General features: G+C 72.3%; 6 protein-coding genes. 3 read left to right on the plus strand and 3 right to left on the minus strand.

The features are described 5' to 3' along the window. Positions 1–90: 90 nt before the first annotated feature. Positions 91–1,131, minus strand: coding sequence for a DUF3533 domain-containing protein (locus tag ACWGJO_RS39425; protein WP_452190487.1), 1,041 nt, complete (start codon positions 1,129–1,131; stop codon positions 91–93). 126 nt (positions 1,132–1,257) lie between these two features. Here ACWGJO_RS39425 and ACWGJO_RS39430 point away from each other — a divergent pair, with 126 nt between their 5' ends. Continuing rightward, positions 1,258–1,707, plus strand: a complete 450-nt coding sequence (locus ACWGJO_RS39430) for a MarR family winged helix-turn-helix transcriptional regulator (protein WP_452190489.1) — start codon at positions 1,258–1,260, stop codon at positions 1,705–1,707. 153 nt (positions 1,708–1,860) lie between these two features. Continuing rightward, positions 1,861–3,417, plus strand: a complete 1,557-nt coding sequence (locus ACWGJO_RS39435) for an MDR family MFS transporter (protein WP_452190491.1) — start codon at positions 1,861–1,863, stop codon at positions 3,415–3,417. 70 nt (positions 3,418–3,487) lie between these two features. Here ACWGJO_RS39435 and ACWGJO_RS39440 read toward each other — a convergent pair whose 3' ends face one another. Together ACWGJO_RS39440 and ACWGJO_RS39445 are read right to left on the minus strand one after the other, a co-directional pair. Then, positions 3,488–3,739 (minus strand): hypothetical protein, encoded by a 252-nt coding sequence (locus ACWGJO_RS39440; protein ID WP_452190492.1) that lies wholly within the window; start codon positions 3,737–3,739, stop codon positions 3,488–3,490. Positions 3,740–3,927: 188 nt separating this feature from the next. Continuing rightward, positions 3,928–5,109: an inorganic phosphate transporter gene (locus ACWGJO_RS39445; RefSeq protein WP_359904449.1), complete on the minus strand. Its 1,182-nt coding sequence runs from the start codon at positions 5,107–5,109 to the stop codon at positions 3,928–3,930. A 337-nt stretch (positions 5,110–5,446) separates the two neighbouring features. Here ACWGJO_RS39445 and ACWGJO_RS39450 point away from each other — a divergent pair, with 337 nt between their 5' ends. Continuing rightward, positions 5,447–7,000 carry a C40 family peptidase gene (locus ACWGJO_RS39450; protein WP_452190494.1) on the plus strand — a complete coding sequence of 518 codons (1,554 nt, stop codon included), beginning with the start codon at positions 5,447–5,449 and terminating at the stop codon, positions 6,998–7,000. Positions 7,001–7,079 lie beyond the last annotated feature (79 nt).

The raw sequence follows: 7,079 nt of genomic DNA on the forward strand, positions 1-7,079 counted from the left end.
ACCCTGCGGGGCGCCGCCGGGCCCCGGAACGCGCGCCGGGCCCCCGGCCGCGGTGGCCGGGGGCCCGGTGACGGGTCGGGAGCGGGCGGCTCAGTCCTCGGTGGGGACCAGCGTGCGGCCGCCGGAGCGCGGGCCGCGCAGGACGGCCAGCAGGGCGACGCCGATGCCGATCAGCGCCCAGACCACCAGGACCAGGATCGGCAGCCCCAGGTTGGTGGAGTCGAAGTAGGCGACCGACTTGGCCGCGCTGGTGCCGGCGCCGTTCGGGATCCACGAGCTGATCGCCCGCCAGAACGGCGGCATCATCGGCGCCGGGTAGACCCCGCCCGCGCTCGGGTTGCCGAGCACCACGAAGATCAGCACCGCGATGCCGATGCCGATGACGTCGAACAGGCACTGGAGCGCCATGGTGAAGGCGCCGACCGAGAACACCACCAGCGCACCGACGGCGCTCAGGCCGAGGATCGAGCCCGGCAGCGCGTCCAGCACCGGCCCGGCGATCACCGTGCCGAGCACGCCGGCGCCGATCGAGTACAGCGCGAGCACGCCGAGGCGGATCAGCAGGCGGTGGACGTTGGCCGGCTTGGAGCCCGCGCTGATGCCCAGGATGGAGGCGACCAGGTAGCCGCCGACGCACCAGCCGATCACCAGGTAGAAGGCGGAGAGGCCGTTGGTGTCGCCCTTGGCGAGCGGGACCACGTCCTGGACCTTCACGGTGCGGCCCTGGCTCTGGTCGATCGCGGTGGTGATGGTCTCGGCGGCCTTGGCCGCGGACGGGCCGCGGGCGCCGCCGACCAGCAGGGTGTCCTGGGTGCCGGTCGGGTCCACGACCAGCGCCGCGTAGATCTTCTGGTCCTTGATCTGCTGGGTCGCCGTCTCGGCGTCCGGCGCGGTGAGGGCCTTGACGGCGTCGTTCGGCACCGACTCCAGCGCGCCGACCAGCTTGGGGGCGACCTGCGGCGGGGCGACCACCGCGATGGAGAGGTTCTGCGGGGCCGGCTTGTGCAGCGCCCCGATGTACGAGGTGATGAAGCCGAGCTGGAGCAGCAGCACGCCGATCACGAGCAGTGCCGCGCGCGGGGTGACCGCACTCTTCAGTTCGGCGAGGAAACCCTGCCCCGGGGCTGCCATCCACATCTCCTTGCGTAACGGGGAAAAACGGTACTTCCAGAACCGATACTTCATACCATGAAGTAGTTGGCTTGTCGCACCGCACGCGCCGGGCCGCGGCCGGCGCCACTGCGCGATACTGGCGCGGTGAGCGACGAGGATGCCCTGGTGGCGGTGGAGCGCGAGGTCGCGCTGATGTTCCGGCGGGGCCGGGCCAGAGTGGCGGAACTCTCACGGCGGGTGCACCCCGGACTGGAGGGGATGGCGTACAGCCTGCTCGGCTACGTCGAGCAGGCCGGGCCGGTGCGGGTGACCGACGTCGGCGTGCACTTCTCGGTCGGCAAGGCGACGGTGAGCCGGCAGATCCGGACGCTGGAGGAGCTGGGCCTGGTGGCCCGGGAGACGGACCCGCTGGACCGCCGGTCCGCGCTGGTCTCGCTCACCGAGGACGGGCGGCGGCGCTACCTGGCCGCGCAGGGCGTCCGGATGCGGCGGGTGCGCGAGGTGATGGACGGCTGGTCGCCGGAGGACGTGACCCGCTTCGCGGAGCTGCTGCACCGCTTCAACGACGTGCTGGGGGAGCCGCCGACCGAGTGATCCGGCGGCGGTCGCGCGGGCCTCCGGGCCCGTGGGCGCGGGCTTTACTTTCCCTTGAAGAAAGTTGCCTAATTCAACCATCCAGTCTTATGGTTGCTTACGGCAACGAAATTTCATGATCCGCGTATCCCGCGCGCTCGCCGAAGGACCCAGATGACCGTGACCACCGACGCCGCGAGCGGAACCGCCGCAGCGGCCGACAGTCAACAGATGACGCACCGGCAGGTGATGGAGGCGCTCTCCGGCCTGCTGCTCGGCCTCTTCGTGGCCGTGCTCTCCTCGACCGTCGTCTCCAACGCCCTGCCGCACATCCTCGCCGACCTGCACGGCGGCCAGTCCGCCTACACCTGGGTCATCACCGCGGCCCTGCTCACCCTCACCGCCTCCACCCCGATCTGGGGCAAGCTCTCCGACCTCGTCAGCAAGAAGCTGCTGCTCCAGATCGCCCTGCTGATCTACATCGGTACCTCGGCGCTGGCCGGCCTCTCGCAGAACACCGGCGAGCTGATCGCCTGCCGCGCGCTCCAGGGCATCGGCGCCGGCGGTGTGGTGGCGCTCGGCCAGATCTGCCTGGCCGCGATGGTCCCGGCGCGCGAGCGCGGCCGCTACAGCGGCTACTTCGGCGCGGTCTTCGCCCTCGCCACCATCGGCGGACCGCTGATCGGCGGCGTCATCGTGGACACCTCCTGGCTCGGCTGGCGCTGGTGCTTCTACGTCGGCATCCCGTTCGCGCTGGTCGCGATCCTGGTGGTGCAGCGCACCCTCAAGCTTCCGGTGGTCAAGCGCAAGGCGAAGATCGACTACCTGGGCGCCCTGGTCATCACCGGCTCGGTCAGCCTGCTGATGATCTGGATCACCCTGGCCAGCAAGAACTACGCCTGGCTCTCCTGGCAGACCGCGGCCATGGTCGGCGGCGGCGTGCTGCTGGGCGCCCTGGCCGTCGTGATCGAGCGCCGCGCCGCCGAGCCGATCATCCCGCCGAGCCTCTTCAAGCACCGCACCGTCACCCTGGCCGCGCTGGCCAGCGTGCTGGTCGGCGTCGGGATGTACGGCGCGACCACCTTCCTCAGCCAGTACTTCCAGCTGGCCCGCGCCAAGTCCCCGACCATGGCCGGCCTGATGACCCTGCCGATGATCCTCGGCCTGGCCGTCTCCTCCGCGGTGGTCGGCCGGCTGATCACCAAGTACGGCAAGTGGAAGGCCTACCTGGTCTCCGGCACCGCGCTGCTCGCCGTCGGCTTCGCGCTGCTCGGCACCGCCCGGGCCGACACCAGCTACGTGCTGCTCTCCGTCTACATGGCGATCACCGGCGTCGGCCTCGGCCTGACCAGCCAGAACCTGGTGCTCGCGGTGCAGAACACGGTGCCCCGCAACGAGCTCGGCGCGGCCAGCTCGGTGGTCACCTTCTTCCGCACCATGGGCGGTGCGATGGGCGTCTCCGCGCTCGGCGCGCTGATGTCCAACAAGGTCTCCCACTACCTGGCCGAGAACCTGGCCGCGGCGCACGTCCCGGCGTCGCCCGCGGCCTCCGGCGGCGGCATCCCGGACCTGGCCAAGCTGCCCGCCCCGATCGTGCCGCTGGTGACGGACGCCTTCGGCCACGGCGTCGGCACCATCTTCCTGTGCGCCGCCCCGTTCGCGGCGCTGGCCTTCGTCACCGTGCTGTTCATCCGGGAGACCGCGCTGCGGACCACCACCCAGGAGAGCTGACCGGCCGTCGGGATACGCGAACGGGCCGGGGAGTGCGAAGGCACTCCCCGGCCCGTCGTGCCGGGTGCGGCTACTTGCCGGCGATCAGCGACAGCCCGTAGAGGACGGCCCCGCCGCACAGCGCGAAGCAGACGCAGGCGCCGGCCAGGGCGAGCCTGCCGCCGCCCGCGGTCCCGGCGCCGCCGCCCTCACGGGCGGCGACCAGGGCGGCCTCGCGGCGGGACAGCGCCAGGATGCCGAGCGCGAAGACGCAGACGACGGCGACGGTGATGCCGAAGCTGAATCCGGCGGTCTGGGCCAGGGCGTTCCACTTGATGTGCATGGTGAGTGCTCCGGGGCGTGTCTTGTGGGTTTTGTCGGATCAGGGCGCGGCGTCGGGGTGCGTGCATCGCAAGGCGGAGGAGGGAGCCACTGCGGAGCATTGGCGACCGACGACAACGCGGCGAGGTGCGTGCCCCAACGCCGCGGACCCGGCAAGGACCCGCAAGACACGCCCTGGGTCTGCGGCGCTCAGGCCGCGACCGTGGTCGAGGCGGGGGTGGGGGTGTTCGCGGCGGCGCCGGCCGGTGCGACCTCGACCGGGGTGACGTCGACGTCGTTGACGTTGTCCGCGCCGACCGGCTGGCGGCGGGAGATCACCCACATGGCGCCCGCGCCGGCCACCAGCACGACGCCGACCAGGGCGACGCCCCAGCTGCCCTGCTCGGCCAGCAGGGCGGCGCCGCCGGAGACCACGGCGGCGGCCGGCAGGGTCAGGCCCCAGGTGTAGACCATGCGGCGGACCAGGCTCCAGCGCAGCTCGCCCTTCGGGCCGCCGAGGCCGGCGCCCATGATGCCGCCGGAGCAGACCTGGGTGGTGGAGAGGCCGAAGCCCATGTGCGAGGAGGTCAGGATGACGGTCGCGGCGGCCGACTCGGAGGCGAAGCCCTGCGGCGGGCGGATGTCCGCCAGGCCCTTGCCCATCGAGCGGATGATCCGCCAGCCGCCCATGTAGGTGCCGAGCGCGATCGCGGCGCCGGCGGAGACGATCACCCAGGTGGGCGGCAGCGCGCCGTGCGGCAGGGCGCCGACCGAGACCAGGGTCAGGGTGATGATGCCCATCGTCTTCTGGGCGTCGTTGGTGCCGTGCGCGAGCGAGATCAGCGAGGAGGAGAAGATCTGGCCGGTCTTGAAGCCCTTCTCGGTGGTCGCGGAGTCGCCCTTGCGGGTGATCACGTACGCCAGCTTGGTGGCGCCCCAGGAGGCCAGACCGGCGACGAACGGGGAGGCGACCGCGGGGATGAGGATCTTGGTCACCACGGTGTCGAAGTTGACGCCGTTCATGCCGACGCCGACGATCGTGGCGCCGATCAGGCCGCCGTACAGCGCGTGCGAGGAACTGGACGGCAGCCCGCGCAGCCAGGTCAGCAGGTTCCAGAGGATGGCGCCGGCCAGGGCCGCGAAGATGATCTCGGGATGGACGCCGGCCTTCTCGTTGACGATGCCGCCGGAGATGGTGGTGGCGACCTTCACGGACAGGAACGCGCCCGCGAAGTTGAGCAGGGCCGCGATGGTGACCGCGACCTTCGGACGAAGAGCCCCGGTCGCGATCGCGGTGGCGGCCGCGTTGGCGGTGTCGTGGAACCCGTTGGTGAAGTCGAAGGCGAGCGCCGTGATGATCACAACGGCTACCAGGAACGAGATGTGTTCCATACCCAAACAATCGTCGTAGTTGTCGCACGGACGTTGGTGACGTCGCGACCGTAGGTCTGCTTGGTAAACGGAAGGTGAACTGGGCCGGGAATCGTGGTTCCGATGGTTGACTCGCAGTGACCGCTGGATTTCATCGAGGTGACATACGGCGCGCTGAACTGGACATTAGCGAAGAACGCGCCGGTTCGACCCGGTTTGCTGAGAGCTGTCTCACAGGTCCATCGAGAATTAACCTCCCGGTCCGCATGCGCCCTGTTTCCGGCGAGTAACCCGTGGGAGGATCTGCGGGATCCGGGAAGCCGGGACAGGGGCAGTGCGCGGCGGGGAGGACCAGGCCATGGGCGGGGCGGGACAGAGAGCGGAGACGGCACGCGTACGGCCCTGGGTGCGGGCGGCGCTGCGCTGCGGAGCCGTCCTCGCGGCCGCGGCGCTCGCACTGCCGGTGGGCGCCCAGGCCGCCTGGGCCGCGCCCGACCCGGGAGCCGGCCAGATCGCCGCCGACGCCGACCCGCTCGCCGCCGCCAAGGCCACCCTCGGCCCGCTGCTCGACCGGCTGCACGGGCTCTACCAGAGCGCCGAGGCCGCCACCGAGCAGTACAACGGCGCCGTCGCCAAGGCGGCGGACCAGCAGACCGCGCTCACCGACCTCCAGGGCCGGCTGGACCGCCAGCAGAAGCAGGTCGACGCGGGCACCGACATCGCCTCGCAGCTCGCCGCCGCGCAGTACCGCAACGGGGCCGCGTCGGCCTACGCGGAGCTGCTGCTCTCCAAGGACCCGTACGAGGCGGTCGTCATCGCCGAGCTGCTCGCCTCGGCCAGCCGCTCGCAGTCGGAGTTCCTGGACAAGCTGAAGAGCGACCGGGACGCGCTGGACGGGCTGAAGAAGCAGACCGAGGAGGCGCTGGCGACCGCCCGGACGCTGGTCGCCCAGCAGGACGCGGCCAAGGCCAAGGCGTCCGCCGACCTCACGGCGGTCGAGCAGATGGTCTCCTCGCTGACCGGCGCCCAGCGGACCGAGCTGGAGCAGCTGGAGAAGGCCAAGGCGGACGAGGCGCAGCTCGCGTTCCTCGCCTCCGGGGCGCTCGGCAAGGGCGAGCGCACGCCCTCCCAGCAGGGTCGCGCGGCCATCGCCTTCGCGCTGGCGCAGGTGAGCAAGCCGTACCTGTGGGGCGGCACCGGCCCGGACGCCTACGACTGCTCGGGCCTCACCTCGCAGGCCTGGCTGCACGCGGGCAAGCCGATCCCGCGCACCAGCCAGGAGCAGTGGGCGCAGCTGCCGCACGTGGCGCTCAACCAGCTGCGGCCCGGCGACCTGGTGGTGTACTTCCAGGACGCCTCGCACATCGGGATGTACATCGGCGGCGGGCTGATCGTGCAGGCGCCGCGGCCCGGCGCGTTCATCAAGATCTCGCCGATCGGATCGATGCCGATCCTCGGGGCCGTCCGTCCCGACCCGTCCGGCGCGGCGGACGACGCCGGCGGCGCCTGGAAGGTGCCCGACCTCCCGTCGGGCTGGGACGCCGTCACGCCGATAGCACCGAGCCCGGCCCACCAGCTGCCGGCCACGCCCGCCCCCGGCGGCGAGGTGACGCCGCCGACCGTGCCGCAGACGCCGGGCGGGACGCCGACCACGCCGGGTGGCACCGGTACGCCGACCGACCCGGGGACGCCGTCCGGCGGCACGCCCACCTCGACCCCGACCGGCACGCCGACCGGAACGCCGACCGGCCCGAGCACACCGACCGGGACGGGCACCCCGAGCGGGACCGGCACGCCCACCCCGACCGGGACGGGCACGCCGGCGGGGAGCCCGAGCGGCACCGGCCCGGCGACCGCCTCGGCCCCGGGCAGCGCGACGGCCACGCTGCCGCTGGGCACGCCGACGCACTGACACCGTGGCACCGACACCGCGGGCCGCCCGGGGCGGGGGGGGGGGGGGGGGCCCGCGGGGGGGGGGGCCCGGGGGGGGC

This window comes from Kitasatospora sp. NPDC054795, assembly GCF_053611565.1.

Coding starts and splice junctions, on each gene's coding strand:
- ACWGJO_RS39435 (WP_452190491.1), top strand. CDS start 1,861: ATGACCGTGACCACCGACGCCGCGAGCGGAACCGCCGCAGCGGCCGAC.
- ACWGJO_RS39440 (WP_452190492.1), bottom strand. CDS start 3,739: ATGCACATCAAGTGGAACGCCCTGGCCCAGACCGCCGGATTCAGCTTC.
- ACWGJO_RS39445 (WP_359904449.1), bottom strand. CDS start 5,109: ATGGAACACATCTCGTTCCTGGTAGCCGTTGTGATCATCACGGCGCTC.
- ACWGJO_RS39450 (WP_452190494.1), top strand. CDS start 5,447: ATGGGCGGGGCGGGACAGAGAGCGGAGACGGCACGCGTACGGCCCTGG.
- ACWGJO_RS39425 (WP_452190487.1), bottom strand. CDS start 1,131: ATGGCAGCCCCGGGGCAGGGTTTCCTCGCCGAACTGAAGAGTGCGGTC.